This is a genomic window from Pantoea sp. S18 (genome assembly GCF_045689705.1).
Classification (GTDB): Bacteria; Pseudomonadota; Gammaproteobacteria; order Enterobacterales; family Enterobacteriaceae; genus Pantoea; species Pantoea symbiotica.
In genome coordinates, this window is the sequence record NZ_CP142688.1 from 1,001,766 (window position 1) to 1,020,234 (window position 18,469).

20 protein-coding genes are annotated in these 18,469 nt (G+C 56.0%); 16 read left to right on the top strand and 4 right to left on the bottom strand.

Going from position 1 to position 18,469, the window contains the following annotated elements:
- The first annotated feature begins 228 nt into the window (after positions 1-228).
- The 7 genes from VIJ98_RS04405 to VIJ98_RS04435 all read left to right on the top strand — a co-directional run bounded on the left by VIJ98_RS04405 (position 229) and on the right by VIJ98_RS04435 (position 6,743).
- Complete coding sequence (locus VIJ98_RS04405) at positions 229-372, top strand: hypothetical protein (protein ID WP_008106033.1); 144 nt, start codon at positions 229-231, stop codon at positions 370-372.
- A 312-nt stretch (positions 373-684) separates the two neighbouring features.
- Positions 685-939, top strand: coding sequence for an anti-adapter protein IraP (iraP, locus tag VIJ98_RS04410; RefSeq protein ID WP_008106035.1), 255 nt, complete (start codon positions 685-687; stop codon positions 937-939).
- A gap of 102 nt (positions 940-1,041) precedes the next feature.
- A complete protein-coding gene (locus tag VIJ98_RS04415; protein WP_008106038.1) occupies positions 1,042-1,344 on the top strand; it encodes a PsiF family protein in 303 nt (100 codons plus the stop codon).
- Positions 1,345-1,630: 286 nt separating this feature from the next.
- Positions 1,631-3,154: a sodium:solute symporter family protein gene (locus VIJ98_RS04420; protein WP_323272448.1), complete on the top strand. Its 1,524-nt coding sequence runs from the start codon at positions 1,631-1,633 to the stop codon at positions 3,152-3,154.
- A gap of 1 nt (position 3,155) precedes the next feature.
- Positions 3,156-3,929 carry a glucosamine-6-phosphate deaminase gene (locus VIJ98_RS04425; protein ID WP_323272450.1) on the top strand — a complete coding sequence of 258 codons (774 nt, stop codon included), beginning with the start codon at positions 3,156-3,158 and terminating at the stop codon, positions 3,927-3,929.
- The gene (locus VIJ98_RS04430; protein ID WP_323272452.1) at positions 3,922-5,091 is read left to right on the top strand and encodes an amidohydrolase family protein; all 1,170 of its coding nucleotides are present in this window, start codon (positions 3,922-3,924) and stop codon (positions 5,089-5,091) included. Before VIJ98_RS04425 ends, VIJ98_RS04430 begins: the two co-directional genes overlap by 8 nt.
- A 125-nt stretch (positions 5,092-5,216) precedes the next feature.
- On the top strand, positions 5,217-6,743 hold the full coding sequence (locus tag VIJ98_RS04435) for an FAD-dependent oxidoreductase (protein ID WP_323272454.1): 1,527 nt from the start codon (positions 5,217-5,219) through the stop codon (positions 6,741-6,743).
- A gap of 46 nt (positions 6,744-6,789) precedes the next feature.
- Here the strand turns inward: VIJ98_RS04435 and proC are convergent, their stop codons facing one another.
- The gene (gene proC / locus VIJ98_RS04440) at positions 6,790-7,602 is read right to left on the bottom strand and encodes a pyrroline-5-carboxylate reductase (RefSeq protein WP_323275734.1); all 813 of its coding nucleotides are present in this window, start codon (positions 7,600-7,602) and stop codon (positions 6,790-6,792) included.
- Between the two features lie 147 nt (positions 7,603-7,749).
- Here proC and VIJ98_RS04445 point away from each other — a divergent pair, with 147 nt between their 5' ends.
- Positions 7,750-8,193 carry a YaiI/YqxD family protein gene (locus VIJ98_RS04445; RefSeq protein ID WP_008106050.1) on the top strand — a complete coding sequence of 148 codons (444 nt, stop codon included), beginning with the start codon at positions 7,750-7,752 and terminating at the stop codon, positions 8,191-8,193.
- Here VIJ98_RS04445 and VIJ98_RS04450 read toward each other — a convergent pair whose 3' ends face one another.
- Positions 8,194-8,886: a DUF2076 domain-containing protein gene (locus tag VIJ98_RS04450; RefSeq protein ID WP_179451729.1), complete on the bottom strand. Its 693-nt coding sequence runs from the start codon at positions 8,884-8,886 to the stop codon at positions 8,194-8,196.
- A gap of 283 nt (positions 8,887-9,169) precedes the next feature.
- Between VIJ98_RS04450 and aroL the strand changes: the two genes are divergently transcribed.
- The 7 genes from aroL to ppnP all read left to right on the top strand — a co-directional run bounded on the left by aroL (position 9,170) and on the right by ppnP (position 14,869).
- On the top strand, positions 9,170-9,694 hold the full coding sequence (aroL, locus tag VIJ98_RS04455; protein ID WP_008106055.1) for a shikimate kinase AroL: 525 nt from the start codon (positions 9,170-9,172) through the stop codon (positions 9,692-9,694).
- Positions 9,695-9,802: 108 nt separating this feature from the next.
- On the top strand, positions 9,803-9,994 hold the full coding sequence (locus VIJ98_RS04460; protein WP_061717492.1) for a YaiA family protein: 192 nt from the start codon (positions 9,803-9,805) through the stop codon (positions 9,992-9,994).
- 357 nt (positions 9,995-10,351) lie between these two features.
- A complete protein-coding gene (locus VIJ98_RS04465; protein ID WP_323272457.1) occupies positions 10,352-11,104 on the top strand; it encodes an IclR family transcriptional regulator in 753 nt (250 codons plus the stop codon).
- A 188-nt stretch (positions 11,105-11,292) separates the two neighbouring features.
- Positions 11,293-12,852 (top strand): OPT/YSL family transporter, encoded by a 1,560-nt coding sequence (locus VIJ98_RS04470; protein WP_008106060.1) that lies wholly within the window; start codon positions 11,293-11,295, stop codon positions 12,850-12,852.
- A gap of 15 nt (positions 12,853-12,867) precedes the next feature.
- A complete protein-coding gene (locus tag VIJ98_RS04475) occupies positions 12,868-13,800 on the top strand; it encodes a DUF1177 domain-containing protein (protein WP_154153672.1) in 933 nt (310 codons plus the stop codon).
- A gap of 2 nt (positions 13,801-13,802) precedes the next feature.
- On the top strand, positions 13,803-14,480 hold the full coding sequence (locus VIJ98_RS04480; RefSeq protein ID WP_323275736.1) for an AroM family protein: 678 nt from the start codon (positions 13,803-13,805) through the stop codon (positions 14,478-14,480).
- Positions 14,481-14,584: 104 nt separating this feature from the next.
- Complete coding sequence (gene ppnP, locus VIJ98_RS04485; RefSeq protein ID WP_008106067.1) at positions 14,585-14,869, top strand: pyrimidine/purine nucleoside phosphorylase; 285 nt, start codon at positions 14,585-14,587, stop codon at positions 14,867-14,869.
- A 151-nt stretch (positions 14,870-15,020) separates the two neighbouring features.
- Here the strand turns inward: ppnP and rdgC are convergent, their stop codons facing one another.
- Complete coding sequence (rdgC, locus tag VIJ98_RS04490) at positions 15,021-15,932, bottom strand: recombination-associated protein RdgC (protein ID WP_008106069.1); 912 nt, start codon at positions 15,930-15,932, stop codon at positions 15,021-15,023.
- A 145-nt stretch (positions 15,933-16,077) separates the two neighbouring features.
- Here rdgC and mak point away from each other — a divergent pair, with 145 nt between their 5' ends.
- Complete coding sequence (gene mak, locus VIJ98_RS04495) at positions 16,078-16,989, top strand: fructokinase (protein ID WP_008106071.1); 912 nt, start codon at positions 16,078-16,080, stop codon at positions 16,987-16,989.
- Between the two features lie 54 nt (positions 16,990-17,043).
- Here mak and eat read toward each other — a convergent pair whose 3' ends face one another.
- The gene (gene eat / locus VIJ98_RS04500; protein WP_061717487.1) at positions 17,044-18,408 is read right to left on the bottom strand and encodes an ethanolamine permease; all 1,365 of its coding nucleotides are present in this window, start codon (positions 18,406-18,408) and stop codon (positions 17,044-17,046) included.
- Positions 18,409-18,469 lie beyond the last annotated feature (61 nt).

The window sequence follows — 18,469 nt, forward strand, 5'->3', positions numbered from 1 at the left end:
GCTCACATTGCGCGAAATTGCACCGGCTGTAAAGCGCTCGACAGCAATTTTGCGCAGCATGTTGGCATCAATCGACGCCGCCTGTGTGATGTTTTTGCTGCTTTAGTGCCAGTGAATTGTTAAGCGTGGTGAGCAGAGATGAATAGCGCCGTGTTGCGGAGAATTCTGTATTGTCGCGCCCGATGCGGCCTCATACACTCAGCCCGATTTCACCATTCCGAGGTAATTATGGTCCGTATTATTAAAATCGCCGCAGTTGTGGCACTGGTCACCGCGCTGAGCGGTTGTATTTTCCCACCTCCGGGCGGCGGCGGTTGGGGCGGCGGTCATGGTGGTGGCGGTCCGGGACGCGGATTTATGGGCCCGCATTAATACCCGTCATACTTCAAGCTGCAGGTGCGTTGGCTGCGTGCATTCACCTTCAGTCACTTACTAAAGTAAGCTCCTGAGGATGATTGCACTTGCCGCCTTCCTGCAACTCGAATTATTTAGGGTATAGGTAAGCGAAACGTTTCAATAAATCTTTAAGCGTCCAGTGAAACGTTTCGCTATTACATATTGAAATCTAGCCGGTTTTTTTATTCTGCCGTTTGGCTGTTTTTTTCTGAAAACCCTTAAAAATCCTTGTTGTTTTATTCAGCGCAATGCTAACGTCTGTTTTTCTTCTCTCATTGAGCTTGTCGCATGAAAAACCTGATTGCGGAACTCCTTCTAAAGCTGGCTGAAAAAGAAGAAGAGTCTAAAGAATTAGTGGTTCAGGTTGAGGCGTTAGAAATCGTGTTAACCGCGATGCTGCGCAAACTGAATCCCGAACAATTCCACGACATTGAGGCCGCTATTAAATTAGCCATGCCGCCCGTCGCCCCCGCTGCTGAAACGCCCGATACCACCATGTTGCGTAATTACGTAGAGAAGTTGCTGCATCATCCCCGCGTTTAACGGCTATCGCCTGTTTTTTCAGGCGAATGTCATTATCGATTTCTCGTATTTGCTTATTCCGTGCCATGCTTAGGTGGCAATAATGCTATGGAGAATCCGGTAATGAAATCGTGTCTTTTGGCAATAATGACAGCAGGCTTGCTGATCGCAGGCGGTGCGAGTGCGGCAGAGAAAACCGCACAGCAGGAAAAAATGACCATGTGTAACCAGAGCGCCGGTACACAAAATCTGAAAGGTGATGCGCGTAAAAGCTTTATGAGTGACTGCCTGAAAAAAGACAGCAAAATGGGCAACATGACGCCGCAACAAATGAAGATGAAAACCTGTAATGCTGATGCGGGCGATAAAAAGCTCACCGGCGATGCACGTAAAACGTTTATGAGTTCGTGCTTGAAGAAAAGCTGATTTAATTAACGGTTAGCCCCGTTTTATTAAATCAAACCTGCGTGAAAAGTAATAAGGGGTCATGTTTAGCGTGAACCCTTTTTTTATTGCTGTAAGCTGCAGCGCAGTGGTATTTAATTTTACTTATCACGTCAGAGGAAAAACTCATATCAGGATCCTCATCACAAAACTGCACCGATAACGCTGCCAGGATGCTTTAATCCTAAATAATGACTAATTATTCTGAACGCCTAATCCCCGCGAAGCCGGACCGTTCGTTGGGCAGCCTTTACCTGTGGAGTCTGCTATGAATGTGCTTGATTATGCTGTGATGGCGCTTTATGCGCTGATGATTGTGGCTATAACCTTGTGGGCGATGCGCAAGGTGGGCAGCACGCGTGATTTCTTTGCCGCCGGCGGCAAAATGCCGTGGTGGCTGTCGGGCGTGTCGCATCATATGTCGGGCTACAGCGCGGCGGTGTTTGTCGCCTATGCGGCGGTGGCCTACAACATGGGCATCACCATCTACTTTTGGTGGGCGTTTCCCATCGCTATCGCGGTGTTGATCGGTTCTCGCCTGTTCGCGCCGCGCTGGGCGCGCTTGCGTATCTATATGAACATCGAATCGCCGATGGAATATATCGCCACGCGCTACAACCTGCCCACGCAAATGGTGCTGGCGTGGAGCGGGGTGTTGCTGAAAACCTTTGACGTTGGCGCGAAGTGGGCGGCAATTGCGGTGATAATTAACGTCTTCACCGGACTCGATCCGCTGATTGGCATCTGTGTTTCCGGCGCGCTGAGTTTGTTTTACACCGTGATGGGCGGATTGTGGGCAGATGCCTGTAACGATTTCGGCCAGTTCGTGGTGCAGTTTGTCGCCGCGATTGTGATGGTGGTAGCGGTGGCGGTGCATCTCGGCGGCTTTGCTGAGCTGTTCACCATCTGGCAGAAGCTGCCGTCAACCCACACGCAGATCATTCAGGAGCCGTACAGCATCGGCTTTATTCTCGCCTATTTTGTCATCTACACGCTGAGCTACAACGGCGGCACCTGGAATCTGGCTCAGCGCTTTATTGCCGCGCCCGCTGGCCGCGATGCGCGCAAAGCGGCGCGTCTCTCCGCCGCGCTCTATCTGATCTGGCCGCTGATTCTGTTCTGGCCAATGTGGGCGGCGCCGCTGCTGTTTCCCAACCTTAGCGATCCGTCGCGATCCTATTCGATGATGGCGATGGAACTGCTGCCGAATGGCTTGGTCGGTTTGGTGCTGGTGGCGATGTTTACTCACACGCTGTCGATGACCTCTTCGGATGCCAACGCCATTACCGCCGTGGTGACGCGCGATATCCTGCCCGGCATGCTGCCAAAACGCTTTCAGCGCGGTAAGAGTTCGCTGCTGGTAGCGCGGCTCACCGCTTTTCTCTTCATTATCACCACGCTGGTGATTGCCATGAACGCCAGCCATTTCGGTGGCGTGCTGTCGCTGCTGATCATCTGGTTTGGCGGCTTGGTCGGTCCAATCTCCATTCCGATGTTATTGGGTTTGCTGCCGGCGTTTCGTCGCAGCGGCAGCGCCGCCGCACTGGTGAGTTGGGCGATTGGCGTCGGCACCTTCTTTTGCGTGAAATTCATCTTTACCGATGTCAGCACCGCCACCGTGGTGGCCGCGCCAGTGATGTCTTCACTGGTGCTGTTTGTGGTGATGGGCTGGTTGCGCCGCGCGCCGGTTCGTCCGGAAGTGGATCAGCTGCTGAATGCACTCAATCAGGATCAGGATGCGCCCGCCGCACAGCGCTGGGCGCACAAAAGCAACGTCTCTCAGGAGGGATAACATGACGCTATTACAACAGGGAACCCGAGATCGCTTACACATCAAACGCTTCGCCCGCCGCGCGGCGTTGGGTGCGGATGCGGCTCAGGATGTGGCCGCGTTTCTGCGTCAACGGCTGAGTAAACAGCATGTGGTGCGCATGGTGTTTGCCGCCGCGCCTTCGCAAAATGAGTTTCTCGCCGCGCTGGTTGCGGCGAAAGATATCGACTGGTCGCGTATTCACGCCTTCCATATGGATGAGTACATCGGGCTGGAGGCGGATGCGCCACAGCGTTTTAGCCACTTTTTACGCCAGAAACTTTTTGATGTGGTGCAGCCTGGCGAAGTTAATTTGATCCCCTCTTGCGGCGATCCTGCCATGATTTGTGCGGATTACGCTAAAAAACTTAATGCCGCTCCGATTGATGCGGTATGTCTCGGCATTGGCGAGAACGGCCATTTAGCCTTCAACGATCCGCCGGTGGCCGACTTCAGCGATCCTTTCACTGTGAAAGTAGTGCAGCTGGATGATGCCTGCCGCCAGCAGCAGGTCAACGATGGCTGTTTCGCCACTTTCGCTGCGGTGCCTACCCATGCCGTGACGCTAACGATTCCCGCGCTGATGAGCGGAACGCGGCTGTTCTGCATGGTGCCGGGCGCCACTAAACGCGCGGCGGTGCGGGCAACGCTTGATGATGCGATCTCCACCGCCTGTCCGGCGACGTGTCTGCGCCAGCATGCCGATTGCACGCTCTATACCGACAGCGATGCCTGCCCGGAGGTGACGTTTGACTAACCTCATTTTGCGCGGCCGTGATTACCGCACGTTGCAACCGATTGAGCTGGAAATTGAGCACGGCACCATTATCGATGTGCGCGCGCTGAGCGAACTGGAAGAGGAGATTATCCTCGCGCCGGGCTTGGTCGATCTGCAGGTCAACGGCTTTCAGGGCGTCGATTTCAACCATTTTCCCTTCAGCGAAGAGGATGTGCTGCACGCCACGCGCGCGCTGTGGCAGCAGGGCGTCACCAGCTTTTTGCCGACGGTGATCACCGCCATGCCGGAGGAGATTGCGCAGGCGATGCAGCGACTCGCCAGCGCCTGCCAGCATCATCCTGACGTGGCTCGCGCCGTGCCCGGTTTTCATCTGGAAGGACCGTTTTTGTCGCCTGAAGATGGGCCGCGCGGTGCGCATCCGCGCGAGGCGATTCGCGCACCGGATATCGCGCTGTTCGACAGCTGGCAGCAAGCGGCTCAGCAGCATATTCGCCTGCTGACGCTGTCACCGGAATGGCCGCACAGCGATGCGCTGATCAAGCATTGTGTGGCGCAGCAGGTGCGCGTCGCCATTGGGCACACTTCCGCTACGCCACAGCAAATTCATGCGGCGGTTGACGCGGGTGCGACGCTCTCCACCCATCTTGGCAACGGGGCGCATCTGCAACTGCCGCGCCATCCCAATTACATCTGGCAGCAGCTGGCCGAAGATGCGCTGACGGCCACCTTGATTGCCGATGGCGATCACCTGCCGGCGGACGTACTGAAAGTGTTCCTGCGTGCCAAAGGCGAGCAGGCGCTGCTGGTCAGTGACGTCACCTCATTCGCCGGACAGCCGCCGGGCATCTATGACACCGCGATTGGTGGCCGCGTGCAGCTCAGCGCCAGCGGACGCCTGAGTATCGCCGATGCGCCGCAACTACTGGCGGGCTCCGCGCGCGGTTTGCTGGAGGGCGTGAATTTCCTGCTGCGCCAGCAACTGGCGACGCTGGCGCAGGCGATTGAGATGGCCTCCATACGTCCGGCGCGCCAGCTCAATCTACCGCAGCAGCAAGGTCTAGCCTGCGGCGCTCCCGCCGATGTGTTGCTGCTTGCTGCTCAGCCGGATGGCAGCGTGGCATTACGCGGCTGTGTGAAGCAAGGCGCTGCGGTGTGGAGTGAAAACGCAGATTATCTTTAGCGATTAAACAACGACTTACCTCTCGCTGCGCTTTGTTGTTGCGGACAAATCACCACGCTTTGCCAGGCTTACTCTTTGTAGGGATTTGCTGTTTACATCAAAAACCAGAAGAAAGGAGGCCTAACGTGAGCTATCAAACTGTCGTGGAACTCAAGTCGCTGGCGCAGCACAAACCCACCAAATTTACCGTCGGTGACACCGATGTGGTGTTGATTCGTGATGATGAGCGTGTGCAGGCGTTTCAGGCCAAATGTCCGCATGCCGGTGCGCCGTTAGAGCAGGGCGCAGTGTGTGGCGACAAGCTGATCTGTCCGTGGCACAAAGCGGTATTTCAGCTGCAGGATGGTCAGATGTGCGAGCCGCTGGCGCTGGCGAATCTGAAGCGTTATCCGGTGCGCATTGAACAGGGTAAAGTGCTGGTTAGCCCGCAGGCGATGTCGCCCGCCAGCGCGCCTTCTGCACAAGGCGAGTCGCCGGTTTGCGTGATTCTCGGCTCGGGTGCGGCGGGCAGCGCGGCGATCTGGACGCTGCGCGATGAAGGTTTTAGCGGGCACATCGTGCTGATTGAGCGGGAATCGGCTGCACCTTACGATCGCACCGCGGTGAGCAAATTTGTACCATCAGGCAAAATGGCGATTGAGGATGTACCGAAGCTGCTGAAGCAGGATGTGCTGGGCACGGTGGAGCGGATTCAGGGCGATGTCGAGCAGCTCAAATCACTTGAGCAAACGCTGATCCTCAAAGGCGGCCAGCAGGTGAAGTTTGACCAACTGCTGATTGCCAGCGGCAGCGTGCCGCAAGCGCTGGATATACCGGGTAAAGATCTCGACGGCGTGCATCTGCTGCGCTCGCTCAATCAGGCCGATGAACTACTAAAGGAAGTCGATAAGACCGAGCAGTTGGTGATTATCGGCAACAGTTTTATTGGCATGGAGATGGCGGGATCGCTGCGTAATCGTGATGTTGATGTCACGGTGATTGCGCGCCATCCGCTGCCGTTTGCTAAACAGTTTGGCGAAGAGATTGGCCGCCATTTTTACGATCTGCATCGCAGCAACGGCGTGAAGTTTGTCGAAGGCGATCCGGTGGCGCTGGAAGGCGAGGGCAAAGTGAATGCGGTGCGCCTGAAGAGTGGCAAAAAAGTCGATGCCAGTTTGGTGCTGTTTGGTACAGGCGTGGTGCCAGCGACAACATTCATCCACGATCTGCCGCTGGAAGAGGATGGCAGTTTGCTTACCGACAGCCAGCTGCGCGTAGCTGATAACATCTGGGTGGCCGGTGATATCGCCAGCTATCCGTCGGTGCATGGCCCACAACGCATTGAGCACTATCGCGTGGCGCATCAACAAGGACGCATCGCGGCGCTGAATATGTTAGGCAAACAGATTCTGTATGACCGCGTGCCGTTCTTCTGGACTGCGCATTACGGGACGCGTTATGAGTATTTAGGGCATGCGGAAGAGTGGGATGATTACCGATTGCTGGGATCGCTGCAGAATAAGCAGTTTATCGCTTTCTATTGTCAGGAAGGGATGATTGCGGCGGTGTGTTCTGCCGGGCTGTATACGCTCACGGCAGCGCTGGTGCAGGAGATGCAGCAGCCCATGACGCTGGCGCAGGGTATTGCGTTGTATGAGGCGTATCAGGGGTAGAATCGGTGTTCAAAGGTCGCCATGAATGGCGACCCTACAACTACGATCACTGCTTACTTAATGCCTCTGACTTCGCCATACACTCCTGCATCGCGTTAATCACCGCCGCGCGGAAGCCTTTCTCTTCCAGCACTTTCACCGCCTCAATGGTGGTGCCGCCTGGCGAGCACACCATATCTTTCAGCTCGCCCGGATGCTTACCGGTTTCCAGCACCATCTGCGCCGAACCTTTGACCGCCTGCGCCGCAAACTGATACGCCTGCGCACGCGGCATGCCGCCGAGCACCGCTGCATCGGCCATTGCTTCGATAAACATAAACACATACGCTGGCGCTGAACCGCTGACGCCCACCACCGCGTGAATCAGGTATTCATTTACCACCGCCGCTTTGCCGAAGCTCTCGAAAATCCCCACCACTTCATCCACTTCATGCGCTTCCACCAGCACGTTTGGCGTCACCGAGGTCATGCCTTCGTTCACCAGCGAGGGCGTATTGGGCATCACGCGGATGATTTTGCGATCGTGGCCGAGCACCGACGCCAGAGAATCCAGCGTCACGCCTGCCGCAATCGAGACCACCAGCACATCTTTCTTCAGCTGGCCGGCAAGATCTTTCAGCACTTTGAGAATCACATTGGGTTTCACCGCGCCAAACAGGATATCCACTTCGCGCGCCAGACTTTCCACGCTATCTGCGGCGGTAACGCCATATTGCTGCGCCATCGCCTGATTGGTGGCGGGCTTACGGTCGAATACCCAGATATTGGCGGGGGCGATCTGCCCGCTGTTGACCAGTCCGCTAATAATGGCTTTCGCCATATTGCCGCAGCCGACAAACCCGATTTTCTTCTCCAGCATCGCTTTATCCTCTAAGTGGTTCATTTTCTGTGGGGGTAAGCTTACGTCAGCGAGGATTAATAACAAGGCGGGCGGCCAGCAAAAACAGTTGCGATTCTGCCGCAGCACGGCAAGATCAGCCTCATTGCCGGTTAAGAAGGATTCATCATGTCGATCTGGGTTGATGCGGATGCCTGTCCGAATGTCATCAAAGAAGTGCTGTACCGCGCGGCCGAGCGCACCAAAGTTACCGTGACTTTTGTCGCCAACCAGCCGCTGCGCGTGCCGCCGTCGCCGTGGCTGAAAACGCTACAGGTCGCTGCGGGGTTTGATGTGGCGGATAACGAGATTGTGAAACGGGTGCAGCCTGGCGAGCTGGTGATCACCGGCGATATTCCGCTGGCGGCGGAAGTGCTGGAGAAGGGCGCTGCGGCGTTGAATCCGCGCGGAGAACGTTATTCGACAGACACCATTCGTCAGCGCTTAACCATGCGTGACTTTATGGAGACGATGCGCGCCAGCGGGATTCAGAGTGGCGGCCCGTCGACCTTGAGCCAACGCGACCGCCAACTGTTTGCTAACGAACTGGATAAGTGGTTACGTCAGCGCTAATCAGACGAAGCTGTCATCGTCATCGTAGTCACCGCCAAAATCGCCGAAATCATTGTTATCCGCAACGTTGTTATCCCAACCCGAATTATCGTTGTTGAGGAACGCGTTGTTGCTGTCGTTGCCATTAAAGGTGTCGAGGCTGTTATCCACCTGCGGCAACGCTGGTTCGTTGATGATGTTAACGATCTCTTCTGGCTGTGAATGGTGGAACATGCTGGTCAGCATATCCGCCATCACCACGCCGCCCGCCACACCAACTGCCGTTTGCAATGCGCCGCCGAGGAAGCCGGTGCCGCGTGCCGCTGGCGCGGCATATTGCTGTTGTGGTGGTGGCGCATACTGCTGTTGCGGTTGCGGCGGTGGATTACCCCACGCCGGTTGCTGTTGCGCTGCCGGGCGCGATCCGCCACCAAACAGGCTGGAGAGAAAACCGCCGCTGCTCTGCTGCGGTGCCTGTTGCTGCTGCGCCTGCGCCAGACGATTTTCCAGGTCCGTTACCTGCGCGTTGAGTTTTTTCAACGCCGCTTCCTGAATCAGGATCGCCTGCGACATGTAGTAAGGCGCGCCGGGCTGATTCTGTAAATGCTGTTTGATTAACTGCTCTGCGCCAGCATCACGCGGGCCGCTTTGCGTTTCAGCCTGTTTCAGTCGGCTGAACAGATTTTCAATCAGTTGTTGTTCTTCGCTTTGCATGGGGAACCCTCCTTTAAGGTATGCCTCATATATGAGGGCGCGACTTGAGAAAGTAAATCAGCGGCCTGGTAAGGAAATGTTGGCCGCTGTTACATTTGGCCCGATGCACGATTCATGCATTGTTTTTCGCTGGCTTTTCAAACGGCTAGCTTAAGATGTGACTGAAATACGCGTAAATCGTGCCTCGCGGGTGGCTGATAAAATAAAATCCAGGTATTATGCGACGCATTATTGACCTGATGACGTTGCCCGTGCGGCACATTACGGCGGAGGATGAGCCCGGATGTCATTACCCATCTATCTGATCGGCGCACGCGGTTGCGGTAAAACCACTGTTGGCAAGGCGCTGTCACAAGCGCTGGGCTATGCCTTTAACGATACCGATCACTATCTGCAACTCACTACGCAACGCAGCGTGGCGGAGATTGTGGCGTCTGAAGGGTGGGATAGTTTCCGCGCCCGCGAAACGGAATCGCTGCGTGCGGTCACCGCGCCGAATACGGTCATCGCTACCGGCGGCGGCATGGTGCTGGCTGAAGTGAATTGTCGCTTTATGCGAGAACACGGTCAGGTGATTTGGCTGAATGCGCCCTCAGAAGTGCTGGCCGATCGTCTGGAACATCAGCCGGAAGCAGCGCAGCGTCCTACGTTAACCGGCCGCCCGATTGCCGAAGAGATGGGCGATATCCTGCGTGAGCGTGCCCATCTGTATCGTCAAACCGCGCATCATGAAGTCAACGCGATGCAATCGCCCGATCGCGTGGTTGAGCAAATTCTGCAATCGCTCTCTCTGGCGCGCGCCAGCTAAACCCTCAGATTTCTCTCTGTTTTTTTGCAGCGATCCTCAGTTGTCTATACTTAGCGTTAGGCAGAGGATCACCGCTGTCTGTGGACAACTGATAGAAGAGGGAAAACGATGCCAACTAAACCACCCTATCCGCGCGTCGCGCGTATTGTCGCCGTTGAAAAAGGTTCGGCGGATCAAACCGTCACCTGGTATGAATTACGCGCCGACCATCCCAAACCCGATACGTTAATTAGCGAACATAAAACCGAAGCTGAAGCGCAAGATGCAAAAGAGCGCTATGAAGATGCCGATAAAGATTAACTTTACCCGTCATATTTCAAGCTGCCGGTGCGTTGGCTGCATGTGTTCACCCCAGTCACTTACCTAAGTAAGCTCCTGGGGATTCACACATTTGCCGCCTTCCTGCAGCTTGAACTATTTAGGGTAAAGAATCTCAGCCGAAAAACTGCAATATTCCAAAAAAGTTACACACTTTCCTGCTGAATATTTAACTCACCTGATTACGTCATTTATTTCCCACTTCACGCCGTATTTTATTCTGCCTTAAATTCCCTCAGAAACGTCCGGCTTAAAATTTGCGCTTGACCGCAAAAGCGTAGCGCTTTACTTTCTGGTTATTGATAGAGGAACTCAGTTCCATATAATGAAACCGACGCCATGACCACACTCGAAAATGCCTCCGCCGTACTGAAGCTGTTTCAGCGCTTTGGCGTGACGCAGGGCCATCCCGGCTTAACCTTTACCGAGGTGGTGGATGCGTTGGGCTTGCCGAAAAGTACGGTATCGCGCCTGCTGGCGACCATGGAAAGTGAAGGCTTACTTGAGCGTGACACCGAAAGCCGCTGCTTCCAGATTGGTCGCGTGCTGCTGTCGGTGGCGGGTCACTATCTGTCGACGCCGTTAGTGGATAGCGCGTCGGCGCCGATGGCGCGTCTGGCGGCCAGCAGCGGCTGCATGGGCTATATCTCGGTACTGGATGGTGACGATGTGCTGGTGATGCGCATGTATCACGGCCGTTTCTTCACCCAACTGGTGACGCCGCCGGGCACGCGTGTTTCATTAACCGGCACCTCGACCGGACGTGTGCTGTTGGCGCAACTCAGTGATGAAGAAGTTCGCGATCGTTTTGCCAGCAACTGGCAGGCGGCGTCGTTGAATTCGCCGCTGAGCGTGGATGCCTTATGCCAGGAATTAGCCGTGATTCGCCAGCAAGGTTGGGCACTGGCGCGCAATGAGACGCTGCCAGGCATCAGCTCGTTAGCGGTCGCGGTAACCAATAAACATCGCGGTGAAAGTGCCGCGCTTTGTCTCTCGTTTTTATCGCAAGAAGCGGCACCCGGTTATCCGGAGATGCTGCTCAGCGAACTACGCGCAACGGCTGCACTGATGGCCGAAAAGTACGGCGCATAATCCTGTCTAAACAGGAAACCCTATTTTAGTTTTGAAGGCGTTTATTCGCGCCACACCAGGGAAATAGCAGGTCTTCGGACCTGCTTATTTCAATAATCAGGGAACGATTAATATAAAAACGTTGATGTCCCGCGTGTCGGGCGCTGCGAATTAACGCGTTTTCTACAGGGTGAAAATACGGGGATCTTATGCGTCAAAATAATCCAATAAAAAGTGTTGGCGTTGCCTTAATGCTGGTTCTGCTGTCCGTTGCTGGCGCCATCATTGGGGTTCAGCTTATTACCACCATTGGGGTGACACCCAATACCTCTATTATCGGCGCGCTGTTTGCCATGCTGCTGGCGCGTATTCCACTGCAATGGTTTCGTCGCTATCGCTCCATTGAAGTCCAAAACCTCGCGCAAACCGCCATCTCTTCTGCCACCTTCGGTGCCGCCAACAGCCTGCTGATGCCAATCGCGGTGCCGTGGGCGCTGGGCGAGCCGCAGCTGGTGCTGCCGCTGTTTGTCGGCGTCAGCGCGGCGATGCTGCTCGATGCTTATTTACTCTATCGCCTGTTTGATACGCGCGTCTTCCCGGCCAGCAATGCATGGCCGCCGGGCGTGGCGGCAGCCGAAGCGATCAAAGCCGGTGATAAAGGTGGTCGTCAGGCATGGTTGCTGGTGGTGGGCATTGTCGGCGGCATCGTCGGTTCGATGCTGAAGATCCCCATGTCAGCATTTGGTACCGCGTTTATCGGCAATATCTGGGCGCTGAGCATGCTCGGTATTGGCTTCCTGTTACGTGCTTACGCGCAACCGGTTGCTGGCATTGATATCAACGCGCTCTATATTCCGCACGGCGTGATGGTTGGTGCAGGTTTGGTGGCGTTGATTCAGGTGGTGCAGGTGATTCGCAGCCGCCGCAATGATCAGGTCAACGTCAGCCGCAGCGACAACGAAGTGAAACGTTCGCTGGGTTTCGGCACCGTCGGCTACATCGTCATCTCCACGCTGCTGGCGCTGGCGGGCGGTTTGTGGAGCCAAATGGGCCTGCCGATGCTGGTGTTGTTTATCCTCTACGCCGCCTTTGCTGCCTTCGTGCATGAATTGATTGTCGGTATTGCCGCCATGCACTCGGGCTGGTTCCCGGCCTTCGCGGTGGCGCTGATTACCCTGATTCTCGGCATTCTGCTTGGCTTCCCGCCGCTGGCGTTGTGCCTGCTGTGCGGCTTTACTGCCGCCACCGGTCCAGCGTTTGCCGATATGGGTTATGACCTGAAAGCCGGCTTTATCCTGCGCGGCAACGGTGCCGATGTGCAGCAAGAGCTGTGGGGTCGCCGCATCCAGTTGATCGCCGCGATGATCGCCTTTGTGATCTGTATTCCCGTGGTGTGGTATGCGCACACGATTTTCTTTGCCGAGAATCTGCTGCCGCCGGTGGCGCGCGTCTATGCCAAAACCATTCAGGCCGGAGCCGAGCCGGGTATCGCTGGAAATCTGCTGATGTGGGCGATTCCGGGCGCCATCATTCAGTTGATCGGCGGACCGAAGCGTCAGCTTGGCGTGCTGCTGGCGACCGGTTTATTGATCAACAACGCCGCTGCGGGTTGGGCGGTGATGGTGGGCATCGCGCTGCGTATCATCATCCTGCGCGTGTGGGGCGAGCGTGGACGTTCACCGATGGAGGTGATGGCCGCTGGATTTATCGCGGGCGATGCGCTCTACAGTTTCTTCCATTCACTCTTTGCCAGTGGCACCAAGAAATAATCCAGGGAATTCATTATGAGTTTACAGCAGACACTGCAGGTCTTTGAGTTACTCGATAGCGCCTACATTGATGGTCAACAGGTGGTTGATCTGTTCGCGACCTATCCGGGCGTCACCGCCAGCACGAAACGCGTCACCGGGCCAAAAGGGCGGACCGATTTCGTCCGTATCGACATCCCCGGTGCGCAGGGTAAAAGCAACGGCGGCAACGCGCCAACGCTTGGCATCATTGGGCGTCTTGGCGGGATTGGTGCGCGTCCAACGCGTATTGGGATGGTGTCCGACGCCGATGGCGCAGTCGCGGCGGTGAGCAGTGCGCTGAAGCTGGCGCAGATGCAAACCAAAGGCGACGTGCTGGCCGGTGATGTGATCATCACGACCCACATCTGCCCGGATGCGCCAACCCGTCCGCACGAACCGGTCGATTTCATGGATTCGCCGTGCGACGACATCACCATGAATGACAACGAAGTGATTGCGGGTGTTGATGCGATTTTGTCGATCGATACCACTAAAGGTAACCGCATCCTCAATCACAAAGGTTACGCGCTGTCGCCGACGGTGAAAGAGGGTTACATCCTGCGCGTGTCAGAAGATCTGCTGCGCATTATGGAGATGACCAGCGGCAAACCGGCGGTCACCTTCCCGATCACCACGCAGGACATCACGCCATACGGCAACGGGGTTTATCACCTCAACAGCATTTTGCAGCCTTCCACCGCGACGGATGTGCCGGTTGTAGGCGTTGCGATCTGCGCCGAATCGGTGGTGCCGGGCTGCGGTACCGGCGCGAGCCACGAAGTGGATATCGCTTTAGCGGTGAAGTTTGCGGTGGAAGTGGCGAAAGAGTTCGGGCGTGAAACCTGTCACTTCTTCGACGCGCAAGAGTACGCTCTGCTGCTCTCTTTGTATGGTAGTCTCAGCCATCTGCGCACCCGGAAAGCCTGATGATGAATATCTCCCTGGTCACACTGACGATTGGTCAATCACCGCGCAGCGACATTTTGCCGCTGCTGCTGGAACATCTGCCTGCCGATCAGGTGGCGCACGCCGGTTTACTCGACGGTTTGACGCTGACCGAAGTCGAGCAGCAGTATGCGCCCGCGCCGGGCGAAACGGTGCTGGTATCGCGTATGCTCAGCGGCGAGCAGGTGCGCCTGTCGGGACCAAAAGTGGAGCAGGGACTGCAACGTAAGATCAACGCGCTGGAAGAGCAGGGCTACGACACCATTCTGCTGCTGTGCACCGGCGAGTTTGGCACGCTGAAAACGCAATCCGCCTTGCTGCTGGAGCCGGATCGCATCATCCCGCCGCTGGTACGCGCGATTGTGCAACAGCATAAAGTCGGGATTGTGGTGCCGGTGGCAGAGCAGATTGCCGAACAGGCCAACAAGTGGCGCAATCTGGATACGCCGCCATGCTTTGCCGTCGCCAGCCCGTATCTGGCGGAGCAGGCTGATTTGGTGGAAGCGGGATTGTCGCTGCAGGAGCAGGGCGCGGATGTGGTGGTACTGGATTGCATCGGCTATCACCAGAAGCACCGTGATTTCCTGCAGAAAATGCTGGGCATTCCGGTACTGCTGTCGAACGTGCTGGTCGCCAAGCTGGCGGCAGAATTGATCGTCTAATGCGGAGAGATCACAAGTTGCGATCTGTGGCGCTAATTCGCGTGACAGATCAGCGAGTTCCTTAGTAATCTGCCAGTCACGATAATGTGCTGTGAGGAAGTAATATGCTCAATACAAGTGAGTATTTCGACGGAAAAGTGAAATCCATTGGTTTCGACAGCGTGACCATTGGCCGTGCCAGCGTTGGCGTGATGGCGGAAGGTGAATACACCTTCGGCACCAACCAACCGGAAGAGATGACTGTGGTGAGCGGCGCGCTGAAAGTGCTGCTGCCGGGTGAAACCGAGTGGAAATGGTACGAAGCCGGCGCTGTGTTCAGCGTACCAGGCCAGAGCGAATTCCATCTGCAGGTGGCCGAGCCTTCATCTTATCTGTGCCGTTACCTCTAAACTCAACCTTAGAACATCTTAAACCTGCGACTCTCTGTGAAGCGCAGGTTTTTTTATTGCTGAGTAATAGGTGCGCATGAATGCGCACCCTACGAAAATCCGCGCAGGTCTGTCGTAGGGTCGCCATTCATGGCGACCAGGTTCGAGGGGATTAACGCTTCGCTTCGCCGCCTAACGCTTCTACTAAATTGCTGATCAACGCAGCCAGTTCGCTGGTCATCAGAATGAAATCGGCATCGAAACGCTGGGCGAAATCATCGCGGTCGATATCATCATTCTGCTCACGCAGCGTGTCGCTGAACTTCAAGCGTTTCACTGAAGCATCATCGGCGATGACGAACTGAATGCGTTCCTGCCAGTCGAGCGCCAGTTTGGTGACCACTTTACCGGCTTCAATGTGCGTGGCGATCTCGTCGGAAATCAGATCCTGCTTCTTACAGCGAATCACACCGCCATCTTCCAGCATCGCTTTCAGTTCGGCTTCATCCATTAAGGCGAAACCGGCTGGCAGTTCACCTGAGCGCACCCATTCGGTCAGCGTCAGCTCGATCGGATTCTCCAGCGTTAACGGAACCACCGGCAGCGAACCGAGGCTTTTACGCAGCAGCGCCAGCGTATCTTCGGCTTTCTTGGCGCTGGCGCAATCGACGATAATCAGGTTGTTAACGGTGTCGATCCACATATAAGTCTGGCTGAAACGGCTAAACGCGCGTGGCAGCAAGCTGTGCAGTACTTCATCTTTCAGCGAATCTTTTTCAGTCTTCTTCAGCTTGCGGCTCTGTTCCGCTTCCAGCTTGTCGATTTTGGCTTCCAGCGCCTGCTTCACCACCGGCGACGGCAGAATTTTTTGCTCGGTGCGCGCGCAAATCACCATCTGACCGTTGATTTCATGCGTCAGCGCTTCGCTGCGGTTGCCCATCGGTGAAACCCAGCCGGTTTTCGCCATATCCTGGCTACCGCACGGCGAGAAGGTGAAGGCGTCGAGCTGCTTTTCCAGATCGTCTGCGGACAGCGGAATGTCACGATTCAGACGATAAACCATCATATTTTTAAACCACAACATCGGGATTCCTTACCGTGGGTGCGATCGGGCGCACAAGTCTCAAAGTCAGCGCGCATGATAGCGAAACATCGGATTGGTTTCATTGCCTTTCCCGATTCAGCCTTCTACTGTATTTGTCACCAGAACGAATAATGAGGAATAAATTGTGCGTATCGGGATTGATTTAGGCGGGACCAAAATTGAAGTGATTGCATTGTCTGATCAGGGTCAGGAGCTGTTTCGTCATCGTGTTAACACGCCGCGTGACGACTACGCTGCCACGGTTCAGGCGATTGTCGATTTAGTGCTGCTGGCAGAAGAGAAAACCGGCCAGCAGGGCACGGTCGGCATCGGCATTCCCGGCACGATTTCGCCCTACACGCAGCGGGTGAAAAACGCCAACTCCACCTGGCTGAACGGTCAGCCGCTGGATAAGGATTTAGCGCAGGCGCTGAATCGTGACGTGCGCATCGCCAACGACGCGAATTGTCTGGCGGTTTCCGAAGCAGTAGATGGCGCGGGCGCAGGTCAGCCGCTGGTGTTTGCGGTGATTATTGGCACCGGCTCAGGCGCGGGCGTAGCGATTGGCGGTGAGTCGCGCATTGGTGGTAACGGCAATGCCGGTGAGTGGGGCCACAATCCGCTGCCGTGGATGGACGAAGATGAACTGCGCCATCGTGCGGAAGTGCCCTGTTATTGTGGCTTGCAGGGCTGCATTGAGACCTTTGTGTCGGGCACCGGCTTCGCTATCGATTATCAGCGTCTGAGCGGTAAAGCGCTGAAAGGTGCGGAGATCATCAAGCTGATTGAGCAGCAGGATCCGGTGGCGGAACTGGCGATGAATCGCTACGAAATGCGCTTGGCGAAATCGCTGGCGCAGGTGGTGAATCTGCTTGATCCCGATGTGATTGTGCTGGGCGGCGGCATGAGTAATAACGATCGCCTGTATCAAACCGTGCCGGCATTGATGAAGCAGTGGGTGTTTGGCCGCGAATGTGAAACACCGGTGCTGAAAGCGGTGCACGGAGATTCGAGCGGTGTGCGCGGTGCTGCGTGGTTGTGGCCGGTTAAGGCGTGAGTTGATGTTAAAAGGTCGCCATAAATGGCGACCCTACAAAACCCCCTGCTAACATTACTCACCCACTAACATCGAATCCTGCGGCGCGTTATCGCGCTGGGCTTTAGTGGCCAGGAAGTAGACATATCCCACCGCCATAATCGCCACAAACAGGCCGCCAATCACCGGGTTAAACCACAGCATCGCCACCAGACACACCAGCGACAGCACCAGCGCAATGCCGGGCACAATCGGATAGCCTGGCGCACGGAAGCTGCGTTCCATCTCTGGCGCAGTGCGGCGCAGTTTAAACAGGCTCAGCATACTCATCAGATACATCACAATCGCACCAAACACCGCCATGGTGATCATCGCGGCGGTCAGCGTCATACCTTGCAGATTGATGAATCCATCGCTGTAGATGGCGGCGATACCAATCAAACCCCCGGCGATAATCGCGCGGTGCGGCGTTTGGAAGCGCGACAGCTTGGCCAAACTCTGTGGCAGATAACCGGCGCGGGCGAGGGCGAAGAACTGGCGTGAATAGCCGAGAATAATGCCGTGGAAGCTGGCAATCAGCCCAAACAGACCAATCCACACCAGCATGTGCATCCAGTTGGAGTTTTCACCGACAATCATCTTCATCGCCTGCGGCAGCGGATCGTTGATGTCCGACAGCTTGCGCCAGTCGCCAGCGCCACCGGCCAGCAGCATCACGCCAATCGCCAGCACCACCAGCGTCAGAATGCCGGTGATATAGGCTTTGGGAATGGTGCGCTTCGGATCCTTGGCCTCTTCGGCCGCCATCGCAGCGCCCTCAATCGCCAGGAAGAACCAGATGGCGAACGGAATTGCGGCGAAGATGCCCGACATCGCGGGCATGCCGAAGTGATCGCTGCCCGCCCAGCCGTTAGCGGCAAAGTTGGCAATGCTGAAGCCTGGCGAAACCACGCCCATAAACACCAGCAGCTCCAGAACCGCCAGCACAGTCACCACCAATTCGAACATCGCCGCCAGCTTAACGCCGAGAATGTTCAGCGTCATGAAGACGATATAGGCGCCGACTGCGGCGGTTTTCGGATTGAGATCGGGATATTGCACGTTGAGGTAAGCGCCAATCGCCATGGCAATCGCCGGCGGTGCGAACACGAACTCAATCAGCGTGGCGAGGCCCGCGATTAAGCCGCCGGTTTCACCGAACGCGCGGCGGCTATAGGCAAACGGGCCGCCGGCATGCGGAATCGCGGTGGTCAGTTCGGTAAAGCTGAAAATAAAACAGGTATACATGGTGGCGATCATCGCGGTGGTGATCAGGAATCCCAGCGTGCCCGCCACGCCCCAGCCATAACTCCAGCCAAAGTATTCCCCGGAAATCACCAGTCCAACCGCAATCCCCCACAAATGCAGGGTGCCCAGCGTGGGTTTGAGCTTATTCGTCATCGTCTTTTCCCCGTCGTCATTGTTGGTGCGGCAGCTTCACCGCGCTTTTTTATCTTTGCGC